The sequence below is a fragment of the Pseudomonas sp. KB_15 genome, assembly GCF_052114525.1.
In the GTDB taxonomy this organism is placed as follows: Bacteria; Pseudomonadota; Gammaproteobacteria; order Pseudomonadales; family Pseudomonadaceae; genus Aquipseudomonas.
In genome coordinates, this window is the sequence record NZ_JBFREX010000001.1 from 456,374 (window position 1) to 480,760 (window position 24,387).

General features: G+C 58.1%; 26 protein-coding genes and 1 pseudogene. 15 read left to right on the forward strand and 12 right to left on the reverse strand.

The genetic code is table 11. From position 1 onward, the window contains the following. Window positions 1-145 precede the first annotated feature (145 nt). Window positions 146-601: a flavodoxin gene (locus AB4Z35_RS02020; protein ID WP_442095853.1), complete on the reverse strand. Its 456-nt coding sequence runs from the start codon at window positions 599-601 to the stop codon at window positions 146-148. A 102-nt stretch (window positions 602-703) separates the two neighbouring features. Here AB4Z35_RS02020 and AB4Z35_RS02025 point away from each other — a divergent pair, with 102 nt between their 5' ends. Then, a complete protein-coding gene (locus AB4Z35_RS02025; protein WP_442095854.1) occupies window positions 704-1,180 on the forward strand; it encodes a PAS domain-containing protein in 477 nt (158 codons plus the stop codon). A gap of 54 nt (window positions 1,181-1,234) precedes the next feature. Next, entirely contained in the window at window positions 1,235-1,840 is a 606-nt protein-coding gene (locus AB4Z35_RS02030) for a hypothetical protein (RefSeq protein WP_108229113.1), read from the forward strand. Window positions 1,841-1,843: 3 nt separating this feature from the next. On the opposite strand, the gene AB4Z35_RS02035 is transcribed toward AB4Z35_RS02030, so the two are convergent. Continuing rightward, a complete protein-coding gene (locus tag AB4Z35_RS02035) occupies window positions 1,844-2,803 on the reverse strand; it encodes a MerR family transcriptional regulator (RefSeq protein WP_442095855.1) in 960 nt (319 codons plus the stop codon). Between the two features lie 212 nt (window positions 2,804-3,015). Here AB4Z35_RS02035 and AB4Z35_RS02040 point away from each other — a divergent pair, with 212 nt between their 5' ends. The 7 genes from AB4Z35_RS02040 to AB4Z35_RS02070 all read left to right on the forward strand — a co-directional run bounded on the left by AB4Z35_RS02040 (window position 3,016) and on the right by AB4Z35_RS02070 (window position 7,565). Continuing rightward, entirely contained in the window at window positions 3,016-3,585 is a 570-nt protein-coding gene (locus AB4Z35_RS02040; protein WP_442095856.1) for an antibiotic biosynthesis monooxygenase, read from the forward strand. A 91-nt stretch (window positions 3,586-3,676) separates the two neighbouring features. Then, entirely contained in the window at window positions 3,677-4,387 is a 711-nt protein-coding gene (folM, locus tag AB4Z35_RS02045; RefSeq protein ID WP_442095857.1) for a dihydromonapterin reductase, read from the forward strand. Window positions 4,388-4,407: 20 nt separating this feature from the next. Continuing rightward, window positions 4,408-4,968 (forward strand): GTP cyclohydrolase I FolE, encoded by a 561-nt coding sequence (folE, locus tag AB4Z35_RS02050; protein WP_204929223.1) that lies wholly within the window; start codon window positions 4,408-4,410, stop codon window positions 4,966-4,968. A gap of 2 nt (window positions 4,969-4,970) precedes the next feature. Continuing rightward, window positions 4,971-5,342: a dihydroneopterin triphosphate 2'-epimerase gene (folX, locus tag AB4Z35_RS02055; protein ID WP_007970304.1), complete on the forward strand. Its 372-nt coding sequence runs from the start codon at window positions 4,971-4,973 to the stop codon at window positions 5,340-5,342. 97 nt (window positions 5,343-5,439) lie between these two features. Then, window positions 5,440-5,736: a DUF1244 domain-containing protein gene (locus tag AB4Z35_RS02060; RefSeq protein ID WP_008000589.1), complete on the forward strand. Its 297-nt coding sequence runs from the start codon at window positions 5,440-5,442 to the stop codon at window positions 5,734-5,736. Continuing rightward, complete coding sequence (locus tag AB4Z35_RS02065; RefSeq protein WP_442095858.1) at window positions 5,729-6,067, forward strand: HopJ type III effector protein; 339 nt, start codon at window positions 5,729-5,731, stop codon at window positions 6,065-6,067. The genes AB4Z35_RS02060 and AB4Z35_RS02065 overlap by 8 nt, the downstream gene beginning before the upstream one ends. 247 nt (window positions 6,068-6,314) lie before the next feature. Continuing rightward, complete coding sequence (locus AB4Z35_RS02070; protein WP_442095859.1) at window positions 6,315-7,565, forward strand: 2-aminoadipate transaminase; 1,251 nt, start codon at window positions 6,315-6,317, stop codon at window positions 7,563-7,565. Window positions 7,566-7,793: 228 nt separating this feature from the next. Here AB4Z35_RS02070 and trxB read toward each other — a convergent pair whose 3' ends face one another. Then, the gene (gene trxB, locus AB4Z35_RS02075) at window positions 7,794-8,750 is read right to left on the reverse strand and encodes a thioredoxin-disulfide reductase (RefSeq protein WP_007970300.1); all 957 of its coding nucleotides are present in this window, start codon (window positions 8,748-8,750) and stop codon (window positions 7,794-7,796) included. A 315-nt stretch (window positions 8,751-9,065) separates the two neighbouring features. Between trxB and cysZ the strand changes: the two genes are divergently transcribed. Beyond that, window positions 9,066-9,818, forward strand: a complete 753-nt coding sequence (gene cysZ, locus AB4Z35_RS02080; protein ID WP_008000581.1) for a sulfate transporter CysZ — start codon at window positions 9,066-9,068, stop codon at window positions 9,816-9,818. A 57-nt stretch (window positions 9,819-9,875) separates the two neighbouring features. Continuing rightward, window positions 9,876-11,075 carry a glycosyltransferase family 4 protein gene (locus tag AB4Z35_RS02085; protein WP_442095860.1) on the forward strand — a complete coding sequence of 400 codons (1,200 nt, stop codon included), beginning with the start codon at window positions 9,876-9,878 and terminating at the stop codon, window positions 11,073-11,075. Between the two features lie 119 nt (window positions 11,076-11,194). Here the strand turns inward: AB4Z35_RS02085 and AB4Z35_RS02090 are convergent, their stop codons facing one another. The 3 genes from AB4Z35_RS02090 to AB4Z35_RS02100 all read right to left on the reverse strand — a co-directional run bounded on the left by AB4Z35_RS02090 (window position 11,195) and on the right by AB4Z35_RS02100 (window position 13,617). Beyond that, window positions 11,195-12,298: an NADH:flavin oxidoreductase gene (locus AB4Z35_RS02090; RefSeq protein ID WP_442095861.1), complete on the reverse strand. Its 1,104-nt coding sequence runs from the start codon at window positions 12,296-12,298 to the stop codon at window positions 11,195-11,197. Between the two features lie 228 nt (window positions 12,299-12,526). Continuing rightward, window positions 12,527-13,009, reverse strand: coding sequence for a glutathione peroxidase (locus AB4Z35_RS02095; protein WP_108229122.1), 483 nt, complete (start codon window positions 13,007-13,009; stop codon window positions 12,527-12,529). A 122-nt stretch (window positions 13,010-13,131) separates the two neighbouring features. After that, on the reverse strand, window positions 13,132-13,617 hold the full coding sequence (locus AB4Z35_RS02100) for an FKBP-type peptidyl-prolyl cis-trans isomerase (RefSeq protein WP_008000574.1): 486 nt from the start codon (window positions 13,615-13,617) through the stop codon (window positions 13,132-13,134). Between AB4Z35_RS02100 and AB4Z35_RS02105 the strand changes: the two genes are divergently transcribed. The 3 genes from AB4Z35_RS02105 to AB4Z35_RS02115 all read left to right on the forward strand — a co-directional run bounded on the left by AB4Z35_RS02105 (window position 13,586) and on the right by AB4Z35_RS02115 (window position 16,976). Beyond that, window positions 13,586-13,912, forward strand: coding sequence for a DUF3565 domain-containing protein (locus AB4Z35_RS02105; RefSeq protein ID WP_442095862.1), 327 nt, complete (start codon window positions 13,586-13,588; stop codon window positions 13,910-13,912). The genes AB4Z35_RS02100 and AB4Z35_RS02105 overlap by 32 nt on opposite strands. A 61-nt stretch (window positions 13,913-13,973) precedes the next feature. After that, on the forward strand, window positions 13,974-16,073 hold the full coding sequence (gene pta / locus AB4Z35_RS02110) for a phosphate acetyltransferase (protein WP_442095863.1): 2,100 nt from the start codon (window positions 13,974-13,976) through the stop codon (window positions 16,071-16,073). Beyond that, complete coding sequence (locus tag AB4Z35_RS02115; protein WP_442095864.1) at window positions 16,074-16,976, forward strand: acyltransferase; 903 nt, start codon at window positions 16,074-16,076, stop codon at window positions 16,974-16,976. Between the two features lie 149 nt (window positions 16,977-17,125). Here AB4Z35_RS02115 and AB4Z35_RS02120 read toward each other — a convergent pair whose 3' ends face one another. Next, window positions 17,126-18,196: a YopJ family acetyltransferase gene (locus AB4Z35_RS02120; protein WP_442095865.1), complete on the reverse strand. Its 1,071-nt coding sequence runs from the start codon at window positions 18,194-18,196 to the stop codon at window positions 17,126-17,128. A 345-nt stretch (window positions 18,197-18,541) separates the two neighbouring features. On the opposite strand from AB4Z35_RS02120, the pseudogene AB4Z35_RS02125 reads away from it, so the two are divergent. Next, window positions 18,542-18,820 (forward strand): annotated as a pseudogene (locus tag AB4Z35_RS02125) (acyltransferase); the annotation flags it as partial. Between the two features lie 153 nt (window positions 18,821-18,973). On the opposite strand, the gene AB4Z35_RS02130 reads toward AB4Z35_RS02125, so the two are convergent. The 5 genes from AB4Z35_RS02130 to AB4Z35_RS02150 all read right to left on the reverse strand — a co-directional run bounded on the left by AB4Z35_RS02130 (window position 18,974) and on the right by AB4Z35_RS02150 (window position 24,318). Continuing rightward, window positions 18,974-19,480 carry a 2OG-Fe(II) oxygenase gene (locus tag AB4Z35_RS02130; protein WP_442095866.1) on the reverse strand — a complete coding sequence of 169 codons (507 nt, stop codon included), beginning with the start codon at window positions 19,478-19,480 and terminating at the stop codon, window positions 18,974-18,976. Beyond that, a complete protein-coding gene (locus AB4Z35_RS02135) occupies window positions 19,461-20,036 on the reverse strand; it encodes a hypothetical protein (RefSeq protein ID WP_442095867.1) in 576 nt (191 codons plus the stop codon). The genes AB4Z35_RS02130 and AB4Z35_RS02135 overlap by 20 nt, the downstream gene beginning before the upstream one ends. 447 nt (window positions 20,037-20,483) lie before the next feature. Beyond that, window positions 20,484-22,382 carry a sulfate adenylyltransferase subunit CysN gene (gene cysN, locus AB4Z35_RS02140; RefSeq protein WP_008003896.1) on the reverse strand — a complete coding sequence of 633 codons (1,899 nt, stop codon included), beginning with the start codon at window positions 22,380-22,382 and terminating at the stop codon, window positions 20,484-20,486. A gap of 9 nt (window positions 22,383-22,391) precedes the next feature. After that, complete coding sequence (gene cysD / locus AB4Z35_RS02145; protein ID WP_442095868.1) at window positions 22,392-23,309, reverse strand: sulfate adenylyltransferase subunit CysD; 918 nt, start codon at window positions 23,307-23,309, stop codon at window positions 22,392-22,394. A gap of 250 nt (window positions 23,310-23,559) precedes the next feature. Further along, the gene (locus AB4Z35_RS02150; protein WP_442095869.1) at window positions 23,560-24,318 is read right to left on the reverse strand and encodes a Nif3-like dinuclear metal center hexameric protein; all 759 of its coding nucleotides are present in this window, start codon (window positions 24,316-24,318) and stop codon (window positions 23,560-23,562) included. Window positions 24,319-24,387 lie beyond the last annotated feature (69 nt).

Consider the following 24,387-nt stretch of genomic DNA (forward strand, 5'->3'; position numbering starts at 1 on the left):
GCATTGGCAGCCAGCTTTATGGCCCAGCGAGTCAGCCGCCCTGCCGCCTTGGATCCATGTCAAATGACCGGCGACGGCAAGGGTCTGACAGGCAGGTTTTACCGCACTGGCAGAACCCTGGCTGGCATGGGTGGCGGGGTAACGGTCAGGCGCGCAGTGCGCTGATCAGGTCCGCCAGCCAAGGCTCGGCGTCCGTCTCGGGGGTCACGGTTTCGCTGGCATCCAGGCGCAGCATCGGCAGTACTTCGCGAATGCCCAGTTCACCGAACAATTCGCGCATCTGCTCGCCGCCGCCACAAAAAGTATCGCCATAGCTCGCATCGCCCAAACCGATCACCGCACCTGGCAAACCGCGCCAGGCCGCTGGCAATTGGTCACGAATGGTCGAATACAGAGGCTGCAGGTTGTCCGGCAACTCGCCCATGCCGGTGGTCGACGTCACCGCCAGAAAGGCTTCAGGGCCAAACGCCTGGACATCGGCGAGGGTCGCACGCGGGTTGTGCCAGGTTTCGAAACCGGCGGCGTTCAACAGGCTGGCGGCGTGGCGGGCAACTTCTTCGGCCGTGCCGTACACCGAGCCGGAAATGATGGCGACTTTCATCTATCTGATCCTGAATCCGAGTAAAAGACCCGGATATTAACAGCACGGTCGTGATTGTTCTTTTAGAATGCAATCGACAATCAATCAGGAAAGGATACTCCGATGATTAATGCACAACTGCTGCAAATGGTGATCAACGCCTCCAATGACGGTATCGTGATTGCCGAAAAGGAAGGCGATCAAGACAAAATCCTCATTTACGTCAACCCCGCGTTCGAACGCCTGACGGGGTACTCCAGCGAAGAAATCCTCTATCAGGATTGCCGCTTCCTGCAGTCGGGGGACCGCGACCAGGAAGCCTTGCCGTTGATTCGCGACGCCCTGAACAGTGAAGGATCCTGCCGGGAAATATTGCGAAACTACCGCAAGGACGGCACACCGTTCTGGAATGAACTGTCCCTTTCAACGGTGAAAAACCCGGCGGATGGGCAAACCTATTTTATCGGTGTGCAGAAAGACGTCACCGTGCAGGTCAAGGCGCAACAGCGTGTGGCGCAGCTTGAGGGGCAGTTGGCTGAACTCCAGTCCGAGCTTGCTGCGCTCAAAGCGACGAACGGCATAAACCAAACCCTGAATTAATGGTCAGTAACTAGAATCACCACTGACTTTGTAACTATATCTTTCGAGTTGGCCATGCAACGCGACGCACTCCTGACCCAGGATGAGCTGGATTTCATCCAGACCATGCAACACAACCCGCAACTCAATGTGCGGGACGCAACGTCGAGCCTGGTCGTCAATGGTGGGTCGCAAATCCGTGACCTGCTCACCCGCCTGGCGGCCCATGAGCAGGTCACCATTCAAGCCAGTTTCGAAAACCAGCAAATGACCTTCCCCCTGCACCTGGTGGAAGACGAGTTTCATGCGCTGCATTTGCGTCTCGGTGTGCCGAGCATCTATGAAGACGGGCCGATGGTCAGGCCCTGGCGCCTGGTACTGGAAGAACCGGTAGCGCTGGAAAACGCCAAGGGTCAACCCGGCACCCTGTGGGTACACGAAGTGTCGTGCAAAGGAGTTTTGCTGGAGGTTCGCAACAAGACCAAGCCGCCAAAGCAATTCGCCTTGTGGTTCAGCCCGTCAGGCTATGAGCGGATTGCCTTGCGTGGCACTTTCGAGAAAGAAAACGAACAGGGTTTCTACGCCTATCAGCTGAGCCAGAGCGATACGGACGAAACCGAGCGTCTGCGCCAGTTCATCCTGCAACAGCATCGGTTGACGCATCCCGCGCTGCATCTCTGAACCTCAAGTATCCAGATTGCCCGCCAGGAACTGCTTCAGACGCTGGCTCATGACCTCCCCTTCATTGCCCAGGCAACCGATCGATGAGCCGGCCAGACTCTCCTGTGCCAGGTCAGCAGCATCGCCCGCCAGCAACAACTGACAATTGAGGCTTAAGGCCAGGCGATTTAAACGCCGGGGCAATTCGGCCACCGGTACCTGATTGGAAAACAGCACCAGCGCCTGGGGTTTGATCCGTTCACAGACCAGGGTCAACTCATCGAACGGCTGACCAATGGGCAGCACTCGAACCCTCGTTTGCGGGCAGCCCAGGAACAGCGCGGCGATCAGTAATTCGAGTTCCCGGCAATGGCCAGCCAGGGCACCGATGACCACTCGCTGTGGCCGGGAATCGCGCATCAACAGCAGGCGTTGCAACACCCGCGAACGCAGGAATCCATCAAGGAATATCCATTCGCTGGTCCCGCCGAATTGATCCTGGCGTTGCAGCAATTGCCTCCATACCGGGAGCAGAATGTCTTGAAACACCACCGCCAGGGAGTAGCTGGAAAAAACCTGTCCGTACACCTGCTCCAGCTGAACGTCGTCAAACGCGCTGACGGCTACCCGGATCTGCTGTTGCCATTGCGCGTAGTCGGCCAGCACGAGGTCGTTGGGAATGATCTGGGACAGCGCTTGAAGCGGTGCCGCCCTGGCCAGCAACTTGCCGATCTTGCTGACGGCAGCACCACGCTCGATCCAGCCGAGAATTTTGCGGACACGCTCGATATCGGACATCGAGTACAGACGATGCCCACTTTCGGTGCGTATTGGAACAATCAGGCCGTAGCGTCGTTCCCAGGCTCGAAGCGTGACCGGGTTGACGCCTGTCAGGCGCGCCACCTCGCGAATCGGAAAGAGCTGTTCCTGTTCAAGGGAGACTGCCTGCGGTACGCCTGAAGCTACGTCAGTAATGACAGGCATCTAAGGTTGTACGTCCATGTGCAGATGGGACCTCATTCTAACTCCGCTGCCCCATCGTGATTCAAGTTCATAATCGAAGAAAAGCGCTCAAAGACGAAGCCGGCAGAATCAGGAATAATCCTTGCTTGTTTCAAGCCGCAGCCCGACACCCCGGCGCTGTGCCTGGCGAAGTTCCTATCCGGAGCGACGCAAATGTCTTACGGAGATACACAATGTCTACCTCTCCCGTCACGCTGATGGTCGCGCGTCGTGTTGCCAATGGTCGGTTTCAGGATCTTATCGCCTGGCTGCGCGAAGGCGAACAACTGGCCACCGACTTTCCCGGCTACCTCGGCTCCGGCGTACTCGCTCCGCCGCCAGGCGATGACGAATTCCAGATTATCTTCCGCTTCGCCGACGAGCAGACCCTGCACGCCTGGGAGCACTCCGCCTCACGCAGTGCCTGGCTCGCACGCGGCAGCGACCTGTTCGCCCACCCGACGGAACATCGGGTCAGCGGCATCGAGGGCTGGTTCGGCACCGTCGATCAACGCCCGCCGCGCTGGAAACAGGCCGTGGCAATCTGGCTGGCGTTCTTTCCGGTATCACTGTTGTTCAACTTTGTGCTGGAGCCGCTGCTCAGCGAGATGGCGCTGCTGCCCCGCGTGTTCATCAGTACCCTGTGCCTGACGCCGCTGATGGTCTATTTCTTCATTCCCCTGTCGACCCGCCTGCTGGCCAATTGGCTGAACAGCACGCCGGTACGCCGTTTGCCCACCGAACCCACCCCCCAAAACCACTGATAACCTTTGTGGGAGCAAGCCCGTTTTGCATAATAGGTAGAGCGCTGCCGTCGCTGGTATAGTTTTGCTCTCACCGCGACGCGAGCCATTCATGACCTCTTCCGCAGCTCCAATCCTCATTACCGGCGCCGGCCAGCGTGTCGGCCTGCACTGCGCCCGGCGCTTGCTGGAAGATGGCCATCGCGTGATTTTCAGCTACCGCAGCGAGCGGCCAGGCGTACAAACCCTGCGCGATCTGGGTGCGACGGCGGTGTTCGCGGACTTCTCCACCGAGGCCGGAATCCTCGCCTTCATCAGCGAACTGAAAACCCATACCGACTGTTTACGGGCGATTGTCCACAACGCCTCCGAATGGCTGGCCGAAACACCGGACACCAACGCCGCAGCATTTACCCGCATGTTCAGCGTGCACATGCTGGCGCCCTACCTGATCAACCTGCATTGCGCCGACCTGCTGCAACGCTCGAGCCCTGCCGACATCGTGCACATCAGCGATGACGTGACCCGCAAGGGCAGCAGCAAGCACATTGGCTATTGCGCCAGCAAAGCCGGGCTCGACAGCCTGACCCTGTCCTTCGCCGCCAGGTACGCACCGGCCATCAAGGTCAACGGGATCGCGCCGGCCCTGCTACTGTTCAACCCTGAAGACGACGCGGCCTACCGCGCCAAGGTGCTGGCCAAATCCGCACTGGGCATCGAGCCCGGTTGCGAAGTGATCTACCAGAGCCTGCGCTATCTGCTCGACAACCCTTATGTCACTGGCACCACCCTGACCGTCAACGGCGGAAGGCACATCAAATAAGTGTCCCGCGAGGATTTTCCATGACGTTATCCCTGCCCCAGAATTATCGAGAGATCCTCATCGGCCTCGGTGAAAATCCAGACCGCGAAGGCCTGCTCGACACCCCGGTGCGCGCAGCCAAAGCCATGCAGTACCTTTGCCATGGTTACGAGCAAAGTGTCGAAGAGATCGTCAATGGCGCGCTGTTCGCCTCCGACAACGATGAAATGGTGATCGTCGACAACATCGAGCTGTACTCGCTTTGCGAACACCACATCCTGCCCTTCATCGGCAAGGCGCATGTGGCTTATATTCCAACCGGCAAGGTGCTGGGCCTGTCGAAGATTGCGCGGCTGGTGGACATGTTCGCCCGGCGCCTGCAGATCCAGGAAAACCTCACCCGGCAAATCGCCGACGCGGTGCAACAGGTGACCGGCGCGGCCGGCGTCGCGGTGGTCATCGAGGCGCAGCACATGTGCATGATGATGCGCGGCGTCGAGAAACAGAATTCGACCATGAACACCTCAGTGATGCTCGGTGCCTTCCGCGAGTCGAGCAACACCCGCCAGGAGTTCCTGCAATTGATTGGACGGAGCAAGTAGCAATGCCACAACTTCAGCCAGGCATGGCACGCATCCGGGTCAAAGACCTGTGCCTGCGTACCTTCATCGGCATCAACGAGGATGAAATCCTCAACAAGCAGGATGTGTTGATCAACCTGACCATTCTGTACGCGGCCCAGGAAGCGGTGCGTGACAACGACATCGACCACGCATTGAACTACCGCACGATCACCAAGGCGATCATCGCCCATGTGGAAGGCAACCGCTTTGCGCTGCTCGAACGCCTGACCCAGGAGATTCTCGACCTGGTGATGGCCAACGCCTCGGTGCTCTACGCCGAGGTCGAAGTCGACAAGCCCCACGCGCTGCGATTCGCCGAGTCGGTGTCGATAACACTCGCGGCAAGCCGCTAAGCTTCAAGCTTCAAGCTTCAAGCGGTAAGCTAGAAGCCACCGCAATCCATCTTGCAGCTTGAAGCTTGTCGCTCAAAGCTGTCTCGCAGAGACCCCCATGACCGATCAACAACGCCTGGAACTTGAAGCCGCCGCCTTTCGCCGGCTGGTGGCCCATCTGGACAGCCGCAAGGATGTACAGAACATCGACCTGATGAACCTCTCGGGTTTTTGCCGCAACTGCCTGTCCAAGTGGTACAAGGCCGCGGCCGACGAGCGCCAGATCGAGGTCAGCCTCGACGAAGCCCGCGAAGTGGTTTACGGCATGCCGTACGCCGAATGGAAAGCCCAATACCAGCAAGAAGCCAGCGCCGACCAGCAAGCGGCTTTCGCCAAAGGAAAACCCAATGAGTGATTTGAACACCCTGCGCGCCAGCCTCGAGACCGGCGAACATGCCTTCGCCGATACCCTGGCTTTCATCGCCGCCGGTTACGACTATCTGCCTCAGGCCTTCAACAATGGCGGCGTGGAAAACGCGGCCGGGCAGAACGAAGGTTCGTGCAAGACCCTGGGTCTGGCGCTGCTCGAAGGTTTGAGCGATGAAGAAGCCCTGTTGGCTTTTGGCGAGCATTACCGCTCGGTGCTGGCAACGCCGCAAGGCAGCGACCACGGCAATATCCGCGCGTTGATGGCCCACGGTCTGGCCGGCGTGAAATTCAGCCAACAGCCACTGACCCGCCGCTGATTTAAATTGTAGGAGCGAGCCTGCTCGCGAAAAACCCAAGAGCACTGCTGGGCCTCCGGTTTACGCGTAATCGCTCACCACCATCGCGAGCAGGCTCGCTCCTACAGGTTCTGCATTCACGCCGCGGAACTGATCAGAAACACATCCTGACTTTTAAGATTGACCCGGCAACTTTATTTCGTTTGCCGGTCACTGCTGCTCCCGGCTTAGATAAAAAGAAGTCCTCCTTCTTCCGAGCCGGTCATTCATGCGCAGCGAAACCATCAGCCAGTCGATCAACATCGTTCACCCTGTCACGCTCAGCCACGGCAAGAATGCCGAGGTCTGGGACACCGATGGCAAACGCTACATCGACTTTGTCGGTGGCATCGGCGTATTGAACCTCGGCCATTGCCATCCGCGCATCGTCGAGGCCATTCGCGAACAAGCCACCCGACTGACCCACTACGCGTTCAACGCTGCGCCCCATGTGCCTTACCTCGAACTGATGGATCGCCTCAGCGCGTTCATGCCGGTGGGTTACCCGGTCAGCGGCATGCTCACCAACAGCGGCGCGGAAGCGGCGGAGAACGCCCTGAAGATCGTCCGTGGCGCCACCGGCCGCAGCGCGGTCATCGCCTTCGACGGCGCATTCCACGGCCGCACACTGGCCACACTCAACCTCAATGGCAAAGTCGCGCCGTACAAACAGAAAGTCGGCGTGCTACCGGGGCCGGTGTATCACCTGCCCTTCCCCAGCCAGGACAACGGCGTCACCTGCGCCGAAGCCCTCAAAGCCATGGAGCGCCTGTTCAGCGTCGAGATTGATGTCGAAGACGTCGCCTGCTTTATCGTCGAACCGGTGCAGGGCGAAGCGGGCTTCCTGGCCATGGATGTCGAGTTCGCCCGGATGCTGCGCAAGTTCTGCGACGACAAGGGCATCGTGCTGATCGCCGATGAAATCCAGTCCGGTTTCGGCCGTACCGGCCAGCGCTTCGCGTTCTCGCGGCTGGGCATCGAACCGGACCTGATCCTGCTCGGCAAAAGCATCGCCGGCGGCGTGCCGCTGGGAGCGGTGGTCGGGCGCAAAGCGCTGCTGGATAACCTGCCCAAGGGCGGACTAGGTGGCACCTATTCCGGCAATCCCATCGCCTGTGCAGCGGCACTGGCAACCCTGGATGAAATGACCGATGCCAACCTGCATGCCTGGGGCACACAACAGGAAGAAGCGATTGTCGGCCGCCATGCAACCTGGCGCGCGAACAACCTGACACCGTATCTGGGCCGCCTGACCGGTGTCGGCGCGATGCGCGGTATCGAGCTGATCAATGCCGATGGCTCGCCTGCGCCGGCTCAATTGACCCAACTGCTGGCCTTGGCGCGGGACGCGGGTCTGCTGCTGATGCCCAGCGGCAAATCTCGTCATATCGTCCGCCTGCTGGCGCCATTGACCATCGAAGCTGCGGTGCTGGAAGAAGGGCTGGATATTCTTGAAGCGTGCCTGGCAAAACTGGCTTGAAAGCAAATCCCACAAGGGATTTGCGGCCAGCACAACATTTGTGGGCGACATCAATTAATTGTGGGAGCGGGCTTGCTCGCGACAGCGGTGGATCAGCCAGCATCAATGTTGAATGACACACCGCCTTCGCGAGCAAGCCCGCTCCCACACCGGAGTGTTATCAAGCATTAAATCGTGGGCATGAAAAAACCGGCCGAAGCCGGTTTTTTCATTTCGACGAAAGCAGAATCAAGCGTTCTGCAGATTGTCGAGATAACGCTCGGCATCCAGTGCCGCCATGCAACCAGCGCCGGCCGAGGTGATGGCCTGGCGGTAAACGTGGTCAGCCACGTCACCAGCAGCGAAGATACCTTCGAGGTTGGTGGCAGTGGCGTTGCCGTCACGGCCGCCCTGCACCACCAGGTAACCGTCTTTCAATGTCAGCTGGCCTTCGAACAGCGAAGTGTTCGGGGTGTGGCCGATGGCGATGAACACGCCGTCGACTTTCACTTCGTCGAAGCTGCCGTCGTTGTTCTTCAGGCGGGCACCAGTCACGCCCATGTTGTCGCCCAGTACTTCGTCCAGGGTCGCGTTCAGCTTCAGCTCGATCTTGCCTTCGGCTACACGGGCGTTCAGCTTGTCGATCAGGATCTTCTCGGCGCGGAAGGTTTCGCGACGGTGGATCAGCGTGACTTTGCTGGCGATGTTGGCCAGGTACAGGGCTTCTTCGACAGCGGTGTTGCCGCCGCCGACCACAGCCACCGGCTTGTTGCGATAGAAGAAACCGTCGCAGGTTGCGCAGGCGGAGACGCCTTTGCCCATGAACGCTTCTTCCGATGGCAGGCCCAGGTAACGGGCGCTGGCGCCGGTGGCGATGATCAGGGCGTCGCAGGTGTAAGTCGCACTGTCACCGGTCAGGGTGTAAGGCTTGGCGGCGAAGTCGACGGCATTGATGTGATCGAAAACGATCTCGGTTTCAAAACGTTCGGCGTGCTCGCGCATCCGCTCCATCAGCGCCGGGCCGGTCAGGCCGTGGACGTCGCCTGGCCAGTTGTCGACTTCGGTGGTGGTGGTCAGTTGACCGCCGGCCTGCATGCCGGTGATCAGCAGAGGCTTGAGGTTGGCACGGGCGGCATAGACCGCTGCGCTGTAACCGGCAGGGCCGGAACCGAGAATAATCACTCGCGAATGACGAACTTCAGACATGACCTGCTCCTGTTGACCGGCCCGGAACACCTGGCGCGGAACGCCGGATTGCCGGCGGGAATAAAAAAGAACGGTTGAAAGCACTTGGGGAAGGCTTGAACCCGACCGTCCTGTAAAAAGATTGGGTGCAGCGTATCGAGGGGGCGAAGATTAAGGAAATACGGTTTAACAATCCAGCTCATAGGTGGTCTCTATCCTGTAACCGTGATTCTCAGGACGCCTTTGTTACAGTTAATGTCGATGCCGCTACCGCGCTTTCGTCCGTCAGGCAAAGCCGGTAAGGTCGGCGCGTTTTCCCTCTGCTCGGAGCACGTTATGCCCGCCCCTGTTCTGTCCGGCCCGCAATACCTGCGCGAAGGCCTCAAGCTGGTATTGAGCCCAAGCCTGCGTTTGTTTGTGCTGTTGCCGTTGGCAATCAACCTGGTGCTGTTCGTCGGATTGATTTACCTGGCCGGCCACCAATTCAGCCTGTGGGTCGATACGCTGATGCCGTCCCTGCCCGACTGGCTGAGTTTTCTCAGCTACATACTCTGGCCGCTGTTCGTGGTGCTCGTCGTGCTGATGGTGTTTTTCACCTTTACCATGCTCGCCAACGTCATTGCCGCGCCATTCAACGGCTTTCTCGCGGAGAAAGTCGAAGTGGTGGTGCGCGGCACCGATGACTTTCCGGCATTCAGCTGGGGCGAACTGATTGCGATGATCCCGCGCACCCTGGCCCGGGAAATGCGCAAGCTCGGCTACTTTCTGCCCCGGGCGATCGGGCTGTTCATCCTCTCGTTCATCCCGGTGGTGAACATCATCGCCGCGCCGCTGTGGCTGTTGTTCGGGGTGTGGATGATGGCGATCCAGTACATCGACTACCCGGCGGACAACCACAAGCTGGGCTGGAACGAGATGCTTGGCTGGCTGCGCGAAAAGCGCTGGCAGAGCATGAGTTTTGGCGGGATTGTTTATCTGGTGTTGCTGATTCCGGTGGTCAACATCCTGATGATGCCGGCAGCGGTGGCGGGCGCGACGCTGTTCTGGGTGCGTGAGCGCGGCGCGGAAAACCTGGTGGCCCAGCGCTGAGCCATCACCGCCGGCACCTCGGTCACAAATCCATCATCCCGACGTCACACTGACGACATGGCCTCAGCCGACACTGAGGTCATGACGACAGCTCTGCATATCACCCTGATCACCGAAACCTTCCCTCCCGAAATCAACGGCGTGGCCAATACCCTTGGTCACTTGTGCGACGGCTTGCGCGCGCGCGGGCATCAGGTGGAACTGGTGCGACCACGTCAAGGCTGTGACCAGCAGCTGGGCAGCGACGATGAATTGCTGCTGTGCCGCGGCTGGCCGCTTCCGGGTTACCCCGGCTTGCAGTGGGGGCAGTCGTCGATGCACAAGCTGCTGCGGCGCTGGACGCGTCACCGCCCGGACGTGCTCTACATCGCCACCGAGGGTCCGCTGGGCTTGTCGGCCTTGCGTGCGGCACGGCGACTGGGGATTTCCGTGGTCAGCGGTTTTCACACCAATTTCCAGCAGTACTCCAACCAGTACGGGCTTGGTTTGCTCACGCGCCTGCTGACTCACTACCTGCGCTGGTTCCACAACCGCTCGACCATGACCCTGGTGCCCAGCGTCAGCCAGCGCATGGAACTGGAGCGACGTCATTTCGAACGACTGGCGTTGCTGTCCCGAGGGGTCGACAGCGAATTGTTTCACCCGGCCAAACGCTTGAATGCCCTGCGCGAGCAATGGGGACTGGCCGAGGAGGACATCGCGGTCATTCATGTCGGGCGTCTGGCCCCGGAAAAAAACCTTGGCCTGCTCAAACGCACCTTCAATACCCTCAAGGCGAGTTATCCCCAGCGCACGCTGAAACTGATCGTGGTCGGTGACGGCCCGCAGCGTCAGGAACTTGAAAACGAAATGCCCGAGGCGATTTTCTGCGGCACGCAACGAGGTGAGGCACTGGCTTGTCACTATGCCTCGGGGGATGTGTTTCTGTTTCCGAGCCTGACCGAAACCTTTGGCAATGTGGTGCTTGAGGCACTTGCCTCGGGGCTCGGCGTAGTGGCCTACGACCAGGCGGCGGCCGCCCAGCATATTCGTCATGGCTACAACGGCGTATTGGCGATGCCGGGGGATGAAGAAGCATTCTGCGATGCAGCGGCATGGCTGCTGGAGGACAGGGAAACCTTGCGCAATGTGCGCCTCAATGCGCGCCAGCATGCCAGTCGGCAGGGTTGGGCGACGATCATCGAGCAGTTCGAGGGGCAGTTGCGCGGGGCATGTGCCGGGGCGATGGTGGTGCCGAATGCACCGATTGTTCCCTGAGTTTCCGGTGCTCTTGAGTCAGCCATCGCGAGCAAGCTCGCTCCCACATTGGTTCTGTGTCGTACACAAATCCCCTGTGGGAGCGAGCTTGCTCGCGATGAGGCCTTCCCGGTCGTCGCTTAAGCCAGCGTCATCAACGCCTCACGGCTGAACGGCAGAATGTCTTCCTCACGACCATCGCGCACTTTCTGCGCCCAGTCCGGATCCACCAGCAACGCACGACCGACGGCCACCAGGTCGAACTCATCGTTGTTCAAACGCTCCAGCAGTTTTTCCAGACTGGCCGGTTGCGCGACCTTGTCGGTGTTGACCATGAATTGCAGGAATTCGCCATCCAGGCCGACACTGCCCACGGTGATGGTCGGCTTGCCGGTGAGTTGGCGGGTCCAGCCGGCCAGGTTCAGTTCGGAACCGTCGAACTCCGGCTCCCAGAAGCGGCGGGTCGAGCAGTGGAAAATATCCACACCCGCATCGGCCAACGGCTTGAGGAACTCGCCCAGGGCCTCCGGGGTTTGCACCAGACGTGCGGTGTAGTCCTGCTGCTTCCATTGCGAGAAACGGAAGATGATCGGGAAACCTTCACCGACCGCGGCACGCACGGCCTGAATCAATTCAATGGCGAACCGCGAACGGTTGGCCAGGCTACCGCCGTATTCGTCGGTACGCTGGTTGCTGCCTTCCCAGAAGAACTGGTCGATCAGGTAACCGTGGGCACCGTGAATTTCCACGCCGTCCATGCCAATGCTCTGGGCATCCTTGGCGGCCTGGGCGAACGCGGCGATCACGTCCTGGATATCCTGCCTGGTCATACCGTGCACCACGACCTGACCTTCCTTCACTTTTTCCGACGGACCATAGCCCGGTACGCTCGCGTCCGGCTCGGTGCCGATACGGCGAACGCTGCCCACATGCCACAACTGCGGAACGATCTTGCCGCCTTCAGCGTGCACGGCGTCGACGACTTTTTTCCAGCCGGCCAGTGCCGCTTCACCATAGAAGTGCGGAACGTTCGGATAACCGTTGGAAGCCTTGTGACCGACGGTGGTGCCTTCGGTGATGATCAGGCCGACGCCCGCAGCGGCGCGGCGACGATAGTATTCGATCACTTTGGAGTTCGGCACGCCGCCCGGAGAAAAGGAGCGGGTCATCGGCGCCATGACGACGCGGGTCGGCAGTTCGAGGGTGCCGAGGTGGAACGGTTTGAACAGGGCTTTGACGGGCATGGGACGCTCCACAGGGAATGATTTTATGACGATGATAATATTGAGAGTCCAACGCATTGAACAGCATTATTGATCAGCGTGATTAAGGGTCAAAAGGCAGGGAGTACTGTAGGAGCAGCCGGTCGACGCTCGATCGCTCGCGATGGGCTTGAGAACGCTGCGGGGTATCAGACTTGCAGCGTTATCGTTGACGACCATCGCGAGCAGGCTCGCTCCTACAGGGGGAAATCAGCTCAGCGCTTTTTCAATCGCGTGAACGATGGTCGGATCATCCGGCGCCGTGCGTGGCGAGAATCTCGCCAGTACGCGGCCATCCTTGCCGAGCAGGAACTTCTCGAAGTTCCAGGTGATATCGCCGGGGAATTCCGCGCCCTCGCCCGCCAGCAAGCGGTACAACTGATGACGGTCATGCCCGTTGACTTCCAGCTTGCTGGACAACGGAAAGCTCACGCCATAGTTGAGGCTGCAGAAATCCTTGATCTCCTGCTCGCTTCCCGGCTCCTGCCCGGCAAACTGGTTGCACGGCAAGCCCAGCACGCTGAAGCCTTTGGCCTTGTATTGCTGGTAGAGGTTTTCCAGCGCCGCATACTGTGGGGTCAGGCCGCATTTGGAGGCGACGTTGACCACCAATACAACTTGGCCTTTGAAAGGCGCCAGAGGTAGCTCCTGTCCATCCAGGGCTGTCAATTTAAGGTCGTGAAAAGCACTCATGACGTACTCCAGATTCCCGTGTTCTTCTCGAAACAGCCACTTGGCGGTGTCGTCAGGGACAGCCGCAGACTAAAAAGGCGCCCTCGGGGCGCCTCTCCAGTTATCTGAGCTTAGCGCAGAAATCAGTGGTGATGGCCACCTTCGCCATGGACGTGACCATGAGCGATTTCTTCCTGGCTGGCGTCACGGATAGCGACGATCTTGACCTGGAAATTCAGGCGCTGGCCGGCCAACGGGTGGTTGCCGTCAACGGTGACGTCGTCGCCGTCCAGATCACGGATGGTCACGATCTGCATCTGGCCGTCCGGAGCGGAAGCGTGGAACTGCATGCCTACTTCCAGCTCGTCGACGCCTTCGAACATGCTGCGGCTCAGGGTGCTGACCAGTTCGGCCGCGTATTCGCCGTAAGCGTCTTCCGGTTCAACGGCTACAGTCAGCTCGTCGCCGACGGTCTTGCCTTCCAGAGCCTTTTCCAGGCCCGGGATGATGTTGCCTGCGCCTTGCAGGTAGACCAGCGGCGCGCCGCCGGCGGAGCTGTCGATGACCTCACCAGCGTCGTTGGTCAGGGTATAGTCGATGGAGACAGCCTTATTGGCGGCGATCAGCATGGGGCGAGACCTTTTGCATAAGAAGATTGAAAGGCCAAGTTTAGCGAAGCAATCGTCCGAAAGCGAACACAACCCGGACAGACGGGATTCGACGATCACAGGCTTCCATCAGGACGAGGACGGACACTGGGTGGCCGAGCTTTCCTGCGGCCACACCCAACACCTGCGGCACCAGCCGCCATGGCAATCCCGGGCCTGGGTCATGGACCCTGCGCAGCGCCAGGAAAAAACAGGCCAACCCTTTGCGTGCGGTTGGTGCGCACAAGGCACGGTTAGCGATAACCTTGGCGACTGAATTTCGGTAATCGACCAGCCATAGGTCGTGACCATTGCCATGCACCTTCCAGAGAATCCGCATGCAAACTTTTTTTATCGCACCCACCGATTTTGGCGTGGGCCTGACCTCCATCAGCCTCGGGCTGGTACGCACCCTTGAGCGAGCCGGGCTCAAGGTCGGCTTTTTCAAACCGATTGCCCAGCCACATCCGGGCGACACGGGCCCGGAACGTTCCACCGAACTGGTGGCGCGTACCCATGGCTTGAAACCGCCTCAGCCACTGGGTCTGGCCCATGTCGAGCGCATGCTCGGCGACGGTCAGCTCGATGAATTGCTCGAAGAAATCATCACCCTGTATCAGCAGGCGGCCGTCGGCAAGGACGTGCTGATCGTCGAAGGCATGGTGCCGACCCGCAGCGCCAGTTACGCCGCGCGGGTCAACCTGCACCTGGCCAAGAGCCTCGACGCCGAGGTGATCCTGGTCTCTGCACCGGAAAACGAAGTGCTGACCGAGCTTTCCGGCCGCGTCGAGTTGCAGGCGCAATTGTTCGGCGGCCCGAAAGACCCGAAAGTCCTCGGCGTGATCCTCAACAAGGTCAAGACCGACGAAAGCATGGACGCCTTCGCCACACGCTTGAAAGAGCATTCGCCGTTGCTGCGCAGTGGTGACTTCCGCTTGCTCGGCTGCATTCCGTTCCAGCCGGAACTGAACGCCCCGCGCACCCGAGACGTCGCCGACCTGATGGGCGCGCAAGTACTCAACGCCGGTGATTATGAAACCCGGCGCATGACCAAAATCATCATTTGCGCCCGCACCATGCGCAACACCGTGGAGCTGCTCAAGCCCGGCGTGCTGGTGGTAACCCCCGGCGACCGCGACGACATCATCCTCGCCGTCAGCCTCGCAGCCTTGAACGGCGTGCCGCTCGCCGGCCTGCTTTTGACCAGCGACACCCTGCCCGACCCACGCATCATGGACCTGTGCCGCGGCGCCCTGCAGGCCGGGTTGCCGGTGTTGTCGGTGAGTACCGGTTCCTATGACACCGCCAACCTGCTCAATGGCCTGAACAAGGAAATCCCCATCGACGACCGCGAGCGCGCCGAGATCATCACCGATTTCATCGCTGGCCATCTCGATGCCGACTGGCTGCATCAGCGCTGCGGTACACCACGGGAGATGCGCCTGTCGCCAGCGGTTTTCCGCTATCAATTGATCCAGCGCGCCCAGGCGGCCAACAAGCGCATCGTGCTGCCCGAAGGCAGCGAACCGCTGACCGTGCAGGCTGCCGCGATCTGCCAGGCCCGTGGCATCGCTCGCTGTGTGTTGCTGGCCAAGCCCGAGGACGTGCAGGCCGTCGCTCGCGCCCAGGGCATCGAGTTGCCACCGGGGCTGGAAATCATCGATCCGGACTCGATCCGCGAGCGTTATGTCGAGCCGATGGTCGCGCTGCGCAAAAGCAAAAGCCTCAACGCACCAATGGCCGAGCAACAACTGGAAGACACCGTGGTCATCGGCACCATGATGCTGGCCCTGGATGAAGTCGACGGCCTCGTGTCGGGCGTGATCAACACCACCGCCAACACCATCCGCCCGGCCCTGCAGCTGATCAAGACGGCACCTGGCTGCACCCTGGTGTCGTCGGTATTCTTCATGCTGTTCCCGGAAGAGGTGCTGGTCTACGGCGACTGCGTGATGAACCCGCACCCGAGCGCCAGCGAGCTGGCCGAGATCGCCCTGCAAAGCGCTGACTCGGCCGCCGCATTCGGCATCACGCCACGGGTAGCGATGATCAGCTACTCCAGCGGTGATTCGGCCAGCGGCGAAGAAGTCGAGAAGGTCCGCGAGGCGACCTTGCTGGCACACGAACAACAGCACTCGCTGCTGATCGACGGCCCCTTGCAGTACGACGCCGCCGCCAACGAAAGCGTGGCCCGGCAATTGGCGCCGAACAGTCTGGTGGCAGGTCGTGCCACGGTGTACGTGTTCCCCGACCTCAACACCGGCAACACCACGCACAAAGCCGTACAGCGCAGCGCCGATTGCGTCAGCCTCGGGCCAATGCTGCAAGGCCTGCGCAAACCGGTGAACGATTTACCGCGCGGCGCGCAGGTCGATGACATCGTCTACACCATTGCCCTGACCGCGATTCAAGCCGCCAATCGACCTATGGATGTGTAAATGCTGGACTTCCTACCCGCCCCGTTGCGCGGCGTGATCGCCTCGCTGCTGTTGGCACTGAATACGATATTGCTCTGCTCGTTCCTGTTCTGCGTGGCAATCGTCAAGGCATTGCCGTTCGCCCTCACCCAACGTATCGCGGGCTGGCTGATGAGCCATACCCACGAAGCCTGGATCAGCAACAACAAAGGCTGGATGAACCTGGTCCGCCGCACGCGCTGGCACATCAGCGGCCTGCAGGGCCTCGACTACCAGCACTCGTACCTGATCACCAGCAACCATCAGAGCTGGGTCGACATTCTGGTGTTGCAATACGTGCTCAACCGGCGCATTCAACCGCTGAAGTTCTTTCTCAAGCAGGAGCTGATCTGGGTCCCGGTCATCGGTCTGGCCTGGTGGGCGCTGGGCTTTCCGTTCATGAAGCGCTACTCCAAGGCCTATCTGGAGAAGCACCCGGAAAAGAAAGGCAAGGACCTGGAAACCACCCGCAAGACCTGTGCGAGGTTCCGCGACAACCCGGTGGGCATCTTCAACTTCGTCGAAGGCACGCGCTTCACCGCGGGCAAGCATGCCCAACAGCAGTCACCCTTCAAGTACCTGCTCAAGCCCAAGGCCGGAGGCATTGCCTTTGTGCTGGATGCGATGGGCGAACAGCTTGAATCGATCGTTAACGTGACCATCCACTACCCCGCCGGGCGTCCTGGTTTTTGGGACTTGTTGTGCGGTAACGTCGCGGATGTAGTGGTGCACTTTGAAGAACTGAGGATCCCGCCGCAGTTCATCGGCAAGAACTACGACCAGGACGGCGAATACCGCCTGCAGTTCCAGGGCTGGATCAATCAGCTGTGGCAGGACAAGGATGCGTTGCTGGAACAGATGCATCGGGAGCACTCCTTGCGGTAATGATGCTCTCGCTGGTTGGTGGCTCCTGCAGTTCTTGCCTGAGGGTTTCAACCCGGCACCTTCGCCTGGATACTGATTCGCAAAATTCCTGAAAACACCTGCCCCATGCTAGCGCTTGGAGCAGGTACGCTGCGAACATTTCAATGGTATTACGTATTGTTTTTTAGTCTTTCAACAACATGCTGATAATAATCATGACGCTTGTGCTCAATTGAGTTTGAGTAAACCAATTCATCTCTTTCCACCTTAAAATGTGACGCACGCTGGCCCACACTTTCATTACGCTTATTAACGCTCCCTCCACCCATCTTCTTCAGAGTAGAAATAGAGTGATCATGCTTATGAAATCTTGGCGGGAGCGTAACACCAAATTTCCTACCTTTAGATATAATGTACCCAGAGGCACTTTCATCATAAAATCTTGTCACCACCTGACCACAAACATCCATCTTATTCAGTAACCACTCTGTCACCTCAGGACTTTTGAAGTTTTGTATTGCCGTATTGAGCGCGAAAATCCCGCAATCACTCGGTGACTTTTGTGAACCGACCTCTACAAACCCAACCTTAGGAACCATCAAGTTTAGGCGGCTTGACTGAAATAGAACTCCGTCCACTAAGCTCGTGAACCCATGATCAACTCCGGCCTCTTTGTTTCCTTGTATAAATCCAGACTCATAGACCACCATATAACGAGAGCCACTAGAAGTTATACGGATATCAACAGCAGCAAAGTGCGACTCGTTTGGCTCATCATGCCTAGCCATTTTCACAACAGCCTGCCCCAGATATGGGCCCGTTTTTTTCAGTATAAATTGCGCCAAGTGATCAACGCTGCGAAACATGTTTAGTTCAATCCCTGGATGCAAGTCTTTCTCCGCACTGACCATCGAAGACATCAGCCTATCATCTGACAAACTCAACAGGGCACCTGGCTGTTTGTTGGACTCCAATAGCTTCACTGCAAACGTCGACGCTGCGCCTGCATAATTATACAAAAGCATTTTTTTCATTTTCTCCTGTGCAGGTGTGTTTTTTATCGAATCTACACGTCGCAGTGCCTCACCTAACGTTCTAACTGCCAGCTTCGCACTTCCGCAATTACGGACCACTACAATCTTTTCGGCCAACTTACGAACTGTCTTGGATGAAATATCAGCCTGATTAAGCTTGAGGGACACCGCCTCTACCAATGTGTGACCAGAGTTAATTCTACCCATATTTTATGCACCTCTAAATTAACCAGCGCTTTGGCAGCCGCTGTCACTTACGCAAAACGGCCATACGTTTAAAAAGTTTAAAACTTGAAACCATGTGCACGCAAAATGAAAAATCCATTCTTGATTATAAAAAACAGAATTAGTTTTTGATTGTAAAAAACGCTCAAAAAATTCTGCTTCTACGTAGTGAAGGAAAGAAAATAATTATCCGTTTTTTACCGACCTACGAATGATAAAACTCTCAAAATCACAATCCCCCCCGCAGGCAACCACTTGCCTGCAGGCTTTTACTTGCAGCTAAAAGCTTGCCGCTACTGCTCCTGCCTTAGATCGCTCCACGCTGTCTTTATGCTGGATGCAATAGGTGAACAGCTGTAGTCGAGCGTCAACGTGACCATCTACTACCCAGCCGGGCATCCCGGTTTCTGGGATCTGCTGTGCGGAAATATGGCGGATGTAGTGGTGCACTTTGAAGAGCTGAAGATACCGCCGCAGTTCATTGGCAAGAATTACGACCAGGACGGGGAATACCGCCTGCAGTTCCAGGGCTGGATCAATCAGCTGTGGCAGGACAAGGATGCGTTGCTGGCGCAGATGCATCGCGAATTTCCAGGCAAACGGTAATCCCCTGTAGGAGCGAGCCTGCTCGCGATTGCGGTGGATCAGTCGACATAAATTCTGAACGTACGACCGCTATCGCGAGCAGGCTCGCTCCTACAGTTGACCGAGTTGACCAAAAATAAAAAAACCGCCGGTGATCACTCATCTACGGGTTTTTCATTTCAGGCGAGCGTTTAGATCGCGCCACGCTTGCGTAGCAGATCCAGCACTTGCTTGACGCCTTCTTCCAGCATCATAAAAAACGAGCGCCCCTCCCCAGGACGTCGACCAGTGCTCGCTACAGAAAACGATCACGGTCAATCCTGGATGCGTCTTGTTGTCACGGTGAATAATGGTGTCCTGTCCAAACGTCTGCCCGTTGGCATAAACGCCTAATAATGTCATGTCAAAATCATGCAAGCCTGAAAAACGCTCCCAAAACCCGATCAGAAAACGCCACGACTCATTGTTATTCAATTCTTCTAAGCAGGATTGCCGGTCGGGACGACCTTTACCCGCAATGAACACATGCCAACAGGGCCTAATGAAGGGGAGCTCTTCATAATTCGGCCAGTTGTATCTCCAGACAGCCCCCTTAAGTTGAAGGTTTATACCAGCCTCTTCGTTTTCCGTCAGGAAGTCGTCAACCACATATATTTCACCATCAACCCTCTCGATTCTCATACGCCTTCCTTTTGGCCAAACGTCTGTTCCAAACACCATTCCAAAAAATAAAAACAAGCAACCACAAAAATGCAACAAACAAACCAAACATTGCCAGATAGATCCCAACGTTGCGGTATTTCGCCCAGTACAATATGTCTGTACGACTGATCATCAATCGACTATCAGCATCACAAACCGACCAAACAAACTTTTTACTTCGATCCGAATCTACGGCAACCCATAGCCTTCGTGATTTACTCAAATCAAGATGTCGGATATCACTACTATGGGCTTCAATAACGTACTTATACGCACCATCACCCACCCCAACTCTCAAATACAAATACGAGGAACCCTTTTCGTGCGAAACCTCACGAAAAATGTAAGCTTCCTCCATGACCAGCCGCTCTGGCAAGCGAGGGATTTTTTTTATTCCGCCATACATAAAAAACAAGGCAAACAACAAACAAAAAAGCAGAATCACGCAAAGAACAACCTCACCAACACCAGCAACATACCCTGAAGGAATATATGTTTTTTTCGCACGCATAGAAACACCTACGGACTTGACCATCAACAACACTACATACAAAGAGCCTGAGCATCTTCGGGATCGAGCATAGTTGAGACACAGCCCAGTTTATTACGCGACATTCAAACTTAAAAAACAGCTTGAATAAAACTTACATCGGCTCGCCGCCCCCTGTGTTTACCTCTGCCAAGGACAATATCTCTCGATGCGAATAAATATAACTTACTCACTTCCGATATTCCTGTAGTCCATTTCCCAAGCGCTAATGGCGCTGGCAATTCACGCGTAATTGCCGACCGCTTATAGGGCGTGCATTGGGAACATCCAGCCAGCAAGTGAGTTGGCTGCAAGGGCCTTATCGCGGGAAAGCCCGCTCCCACAGGACTTTCTGTAAATCGCACGTTCTGAACACAAAAAAACCGCAGACGATCACTCGTCTGCGGTTTTTTGTTTACAGTTTGAAGCCAGAAGCTTGCTGCTATTCCTGCCTCAGATCGCCCCACGCTCACGCAGCAGAGCCAGCACTTGCTTGACGCCTTCTTCCAGCGACACGGACTGGGTGTCGATCACCAGGTCGGCATCCAGCGGCACGTCGTACGGGAAGGATTCGCCCGGGATGTTATCCCCGGCCGCCGCGTACAGGCCTTGCGGATCACGCTCGGCGCAGACGGTCGGCGAAGCCTGGACGTAGACCGTCAACAGACGCTCCTTGCCGATCAGTTCCCGGGCCTGTTCACGACCTTCGGCACTCGGCGCGACGAACGCCGCCAGGGTCAGCAGACCGGCTTCGTTGAACTGACGCGCAACGTGCGCGGCACGACGCCAGTTTTCGGTACGCCCGGCGCGATCCTGTGGCAGGCCTTTGTTCAGGTCGTGGCGCAGGTTCTGGCCATCGAGCACGAACACCGCACGTCCCATGTCGAACAGCTTGCGTTCAACCGCATACGCCAGGGTGCTTTTGCCCGCGCCCGACAAGCCGCTGAACAACACGGTGGCCGGTTGCTGGCCGAAGCGCTGTGCGCGCTCTTCGGTGGCAACGTGGGCCAGTTTGCCGTGGTGCGTGCTGGTGCCATGGGCCAAAGGCTGGGCGACGATCATGCCGGCGCCGACGGTGCCGTTGGTCAGGCGGTCGATGATGATGAACGCGCCGGTGGTGCGGTTGCTGTCGTAACCGTCGAGGGCAATCGGCGCGTCGAGCGCGATCTTGACCTTGCCGATTTCGTTCAGTTGCAACGCGCTGGCCGGGCCTTCTTCCAGGGTGTTCACGTCGACCTTGTTGACGATGCTGGCGATGGAGCCCGGCACGTAACTGGTGGCGCGCTTGATGTCGTATTTCTTGCCCGGCAGCATCGGCTCTTCAGCCATCCACACCAGCATGGCTTCGAAGCTGTCGGTGACTGGCGGCACGTTGTCGGCATGCACCAACAGGTCGCCACGGGAGATGTCGATTTCGTCTTCCATGGTCAGCGTCACCGCCTGACCAGGACCCGCGTGCTCCAGTTCACCTTCGAACGTGACGATGGATTTCACGCGGCTGCTCTTGCCCGACGGCAGTACCACGACTTCGTCGCCTTTCTTGACGATGCCGCTGGCCAGCGTACCGGCGAAACCACGGAAGTTCAGGTTCGGACGGTTGACGTACTGCACCGGGAAACGCAGGTCGGTGAAGTTGCGGTCGCCCGCCACTTCCACGGTCTCGAGGATTTCCATCAGCGACTGGCCGGTGTACCACGGCGAGCGCTCGGACTTGTTCACCACGTTGTCGCCCTTCAAGGCAGACATCGGCACGAAGTGCATGCTGGTGGGCTTCATCTTCAAGCCTTCGGCGAACTGCAGGTAGTCGGCCTTGATCGACTCGAACACGCCCTGGTCGAAGTCCTTGAGGTCCATCTTGTTGATGGCCACAACGATGTGTTTGATGCCCAGCAGGGAGGCGATGAAGCTGTGGCGACGGGTCTGGGTCTGCACGCCGTAACGGGCGTCGACCAGGATGATCGCCAGGTCGCAGGTGGATGCACCGGTGGCCATGTTGCGGGTGTACTGCTCATGGCCGGGGGTGTCGGCAATGATGAATTTGCGCTTGGCGGTAGAGAAATAGCGGTACGCGACATCGATGGTGATGCCTTGTTCACGCTCGGCCTGCAGGCCGTCGACCAGCAATGCCAGGTCGATGTCTTCGCCGGTGGTGCCGACTTTTTTCGAGTCGCGGGTGATCGCTTCCAGGTGATCTTCGTAGATCATCTTGGAGTCGTGCAGCAGGCGCCCGATCAGGGTGCTCTTGCCATCGTCGACGTTACCGCAGGTCAGGAAGCGCAGCAGCTCTTTACGTTCGTGCTGGCCCAGGTAGGCGAGGATGTCCTCGCTGATCAAATCAGATTGATGCGACATGACAGCCCCTTAGAAATAACCTTGACGTTTTTTGTCTTCCATCGAGCCGGCACCATCGTGATCGATGACGCGGCCCTGGCGCTCGGAAGTTCGCGTCAGGAGCATTTCCTGAATGATGTCCGTAAGGCTTTCGGCCTCGGACTCCACCGCGCCCGTCAACGGGTAGCAACCAAGGGTACGGAAACGTACTTTCTTTTTGACGATGCGCACTTTGTCTTCGTCGCTCAGGTGCTCGAGGATGCGCTCGTCGTCGATCATGATCAGCGTGCCGTTCTTCTCGATGACTTCGCGCTCGGCGGCGAAATACAACGGAACGATCGGGATGCCTTCAAGGTAGATGTACTGCCAGATGTCCAGCTCGGTCCAGTTCGACAGCGGGAAGACGCGGATCGACTCGCCCTTGTTGACCTTGCCGTTGTAGACGTTCCACAGCTCGGGACGCTGGTTTTTCGGGTCCCAGCGGTGCTTGCTGTCGCGGAACGAGTACACGCGCTCCTTGGCGCGGGATTTCTCTTCATCGCGACGGGCGCCGCCGAATGCTGCGTCGAAACCATACTTGTCGAGTGCCTGCTTCAGGCCCTCGGTCTTCATGATGTCGGTGTGCTTGGCGCTGCCGTGGGTGAACGGGTTGATGTTTTGCGCCACGCCTTCCGGGTTGACGTGGGTGATCAGGTCGAGGCCCAGTTCGGCGACCATCTTGTCACGGAAAGCGTACATCTCCTGGAATTTCCAGCGAGTGTCGACGTGCATCACCGGAAACGGCAGTTTGCCCGGGAAGAACGCCTTGCGTGCCAGGTGCAGCATCACTGCGGAGTCTTTACCGATGGAGTACAGCATCACCGGATTATCGAACTCGGCGGCCACCTCGCGGATGATGTGGATGCTTTCCGCCTCCAGCTGTTTCAGATGCGTCAGTTTGTCGACCATGGCTACTCACGAAAACTTTCTTATGAACGGCCAGCGGGCCGTGTTCGAGCGGGGATCCTAGCACAGCGACCTCTTCTAATCAGGACACCAACTAGATCGAAAGAGCATATGAATATGCCTGCCTGTTTGGGCACTGAGATCCCTGTGGGAGCGAGCTTGCTCGCGATGACTGACTCACACTCGACATTGATATCGACTGGTACACCCCTATCGCGAGCAAGCTCGCTCCCACAGGGAATGTAGGGCGCTTTTAGATCGGATTCGGACAATCGATGAAGATGTGCTCCAGCGCAAAGCGCCGCGCCAGGTAATCCCCCAGCGCCTGAATGCCGTATCGCTCGGTTGCGTGGTGACCGGCGGCGATAAAACTGATGTCGTTTTCCCGGGCACTGTGGAAGGTTTGCTCGGAAGCCTCGCCGCTGAGGTACAGATCGACGCCGGCCAGAATGGCCTGATCGATGTAACCCTGGCCACCACCGGTGCACCAGCCAACGCGGCGGATCATGGCGCTGCCTTCGATCAATAGCGGCTCACGGCCCATCACCTCCTGGACGCGGCGGGCGAAATCCCGGGGCATCATCGGTTCATTCAGCGAGCCGACCAGGCCGACAATCTTCAGATTGTCCGGGTCCAGCGGCCCTTCGACAGTGATGTCGAGCTGCCGCGCAAGCTGCACGTTATTGCCGACATCCGGGTGCAGATCCAGCGGCAAGTGATAGGACAACAGGCTGATATCGTGCTTGAGCAGGGTCTTCAAGCGGCGCTGCTTCATGCCGGTAATGCACGGGTTCTCGCCTTTCCAGAAGTAGCCATGATGCACCAGCACCAGGTCGGCATTGGCTTCCACGGCCGCATCAAGCAAGGCCTGACTGGCGGTGACGCCACTGACGATGCGCATCACTTGCGGCCGCCCCTCGACCTGAAGGCCGTTGGGGCAATAATCGGCGATTCTGGCGCTGTTGAGGTAGCGGTCGGCTTCTTCGACCAGGGTGCTCAGGGCGACGGCCATAAAAGACTCCTAAATATCCCGTTCAGAGGCACGTGCGGCCTCGTATAATGCGCGTCATTATGAGCGGTC

Bases quoted from the DNA above. Each gene is read 5' to 3' on its own strand.
- AB4Z35_RS02020 (WP_442095853.1), bottom strand. From the start codon at position 601: ATGAAAGTCGCCATCATTTCCGGCTCGGTGTACGGCACGGCCGAAGAA.
- AB4Z35_RS02025 (WP_442095854.1), top strand. From the start codon at position 704: ATGATTAATGCACAACTGCTGCAAATGGTGATCAACGCCTCCAATGAC.
- AB4Z35_RS02030 (WP_108229113.1), top strand. From the start codon at position 1,235: ATGCAACGCGACGCACTCCTGACCCAGGATGAGCTGGATTTCATCCAG.
- AB4Z35_RS02035 (WP_442095855.1), bottom strand. From the start codon at position 2,803: ATGCCTGTCATTACTGACGTAGCTTCAGGCGTACCGCAGGCAGTCTCC.
- AB4Z35_RS02040 (WP_442095856.1), top strand. From the start codon at position 3,016: ATGTCTACCTCTCCCGTCACGCTGATGGTCGCGCGTCGTGTTGCCAAT.
- folM (WP_442095857.1), top strand. From the start codon at position 3,677: ATGACCTCTTCCGCAGCTCCAATCCTCATTACCGGCGCCGGCCAGCGT.
- folE (WP_204929223.1), top strand. From the start codon at position 4,408: ATGACGTTATCCCTGCCCCAGAATTATCGAGAGATCCTCATCGGCCTC.
- folX (WP_007970304.1), top strand. From the start codon at position 4,971: ATGCCACAACTTCAGCCAGGCATGGCACGCATCCGGGTCAAAGACCTG.
- AB4Z35_RS02060 (WP_008000589.1), top strand. From the start codon at position 5,440: ATGACCGATCAACAACGCCTGGAACTTGAAGCCGCCGCCTTTCGCCGG.
- AB4Z35_RS02065 (WP_442095858.1), top strand. From the start codon at position 5,729: ATGAGTGATTTGAACACCCTGCGCGCCAGCCTCGAGACCGGCGAACAT.
- AB4Z35_RS02070 (WP_442095859.1), top strand. From the start codon at position 6,315: ATGCGCAGCGAAACCATCAGCCAGTCGATCAACATCGTTCACCCTGTC.
- trxB (WP_007970300.1), bottom strand. From the start codon at position 8,750: ATGTCTGAAGTTCGTCATTCGCGAGTGATTATTCTCGGTTCCGGCCCT.
- cysZ (WP_008000581.1), top strand. From the start codon at position 9,066: ATGCCCGCCCCTGTTCTGTCCGGCCCGCAATACCTGCGCGAAGGCCTC.
- AB4Z35_RS02085 (WP_442095860.1), top strand. From the start codon at position 9,876: ATGGCCTCAGCCGACACTGAGGTCATGACGACAGCTCTGCATATCACC.
- AB4Z35_RS02090 (WP_442095861.1), bottom strand. From the start codon at position 12,298: ATGCCCGTCAAAGCCCTGTTCAAACCGTTCCACCTCGGCACCCTCGAA.
- AB4Z35_RS02095 (WP_108229122.1), bottom strand. From the start codon at position 13,009: ATGAGTGCTTTTCACGACCTTAAATTGACAGCCCTGGATGGACAGGAG.
- AB4Z35_RS02105 (WP_442095862.1), top strand. From the start codon at position 13,586: ATGGAGACAGCCTTATTGGCGGCGATCAGCATGGGGCGAGACCTTTTG.
- AB4Z35_RS02100 (WP_008000574.1), bottom strand. From the start codon at position 13,617: ATGCTGATCGCCGCCAATAAGGCTGTCTCCATCGACTATACCCTGACC.
- pta (WP_442095863.1), top strand. From the start codon at position 13,974: ATGCAAACTTTTTTTATCGCACCCACCGATTTTGGCGTGGGCCTGACC.
- AB4Z35_RS02115 (WP_442095864.1), top strand. From the start codon at position 16,074: ATGCTGGACTTCCTACCCGCCCCGTTGCGCGGCGTGATCGCCTCGCTG.
- AB4Z35_RS02120 (WP_442095865.1), bottom strand. From the start codon at position 18,196: ATGGGTAGAATTAACTCTGGTCACACATTGGTAGAGGCGGTGTCCCTC.
- AB4Z35_RS02130 (WP_442095866.1), bottom strand. From the start codon at position 19,480: ATGAGAATCGAGAGGGTTGATGGTGAAATATATGTGGTTGACGACTTC.
- AB4Z35_RS02135 (WP_442095867.1), bottom strand. From the start codon at position 20,036: ATGGTCAAGTCCGTAGGTGTTTCTATGCGTGCGAAAAAAACATATATT.
- cysN (WP_008003896.1), bottom strand. From the start codon at position 22,382: ATGTCGCATCAATCTGATTTGATCAGCGAGGACATCCTCGCCTACCTG.
- cysD (WP_442095868.1), bottom strand. From the start codon at position 23,309: ATGGTCGACAAACTGACGCATCTGAAACAGCTGGAGGCGGAAAGCATC.
- AB4Z35_RS02150 (WP_442095869.1), bottom strand. From the start codon at position 24,318: ATGGCCGTCGCCCTGAGCACCCTGGTCGAAGAAGCCGACCGCTACCTC.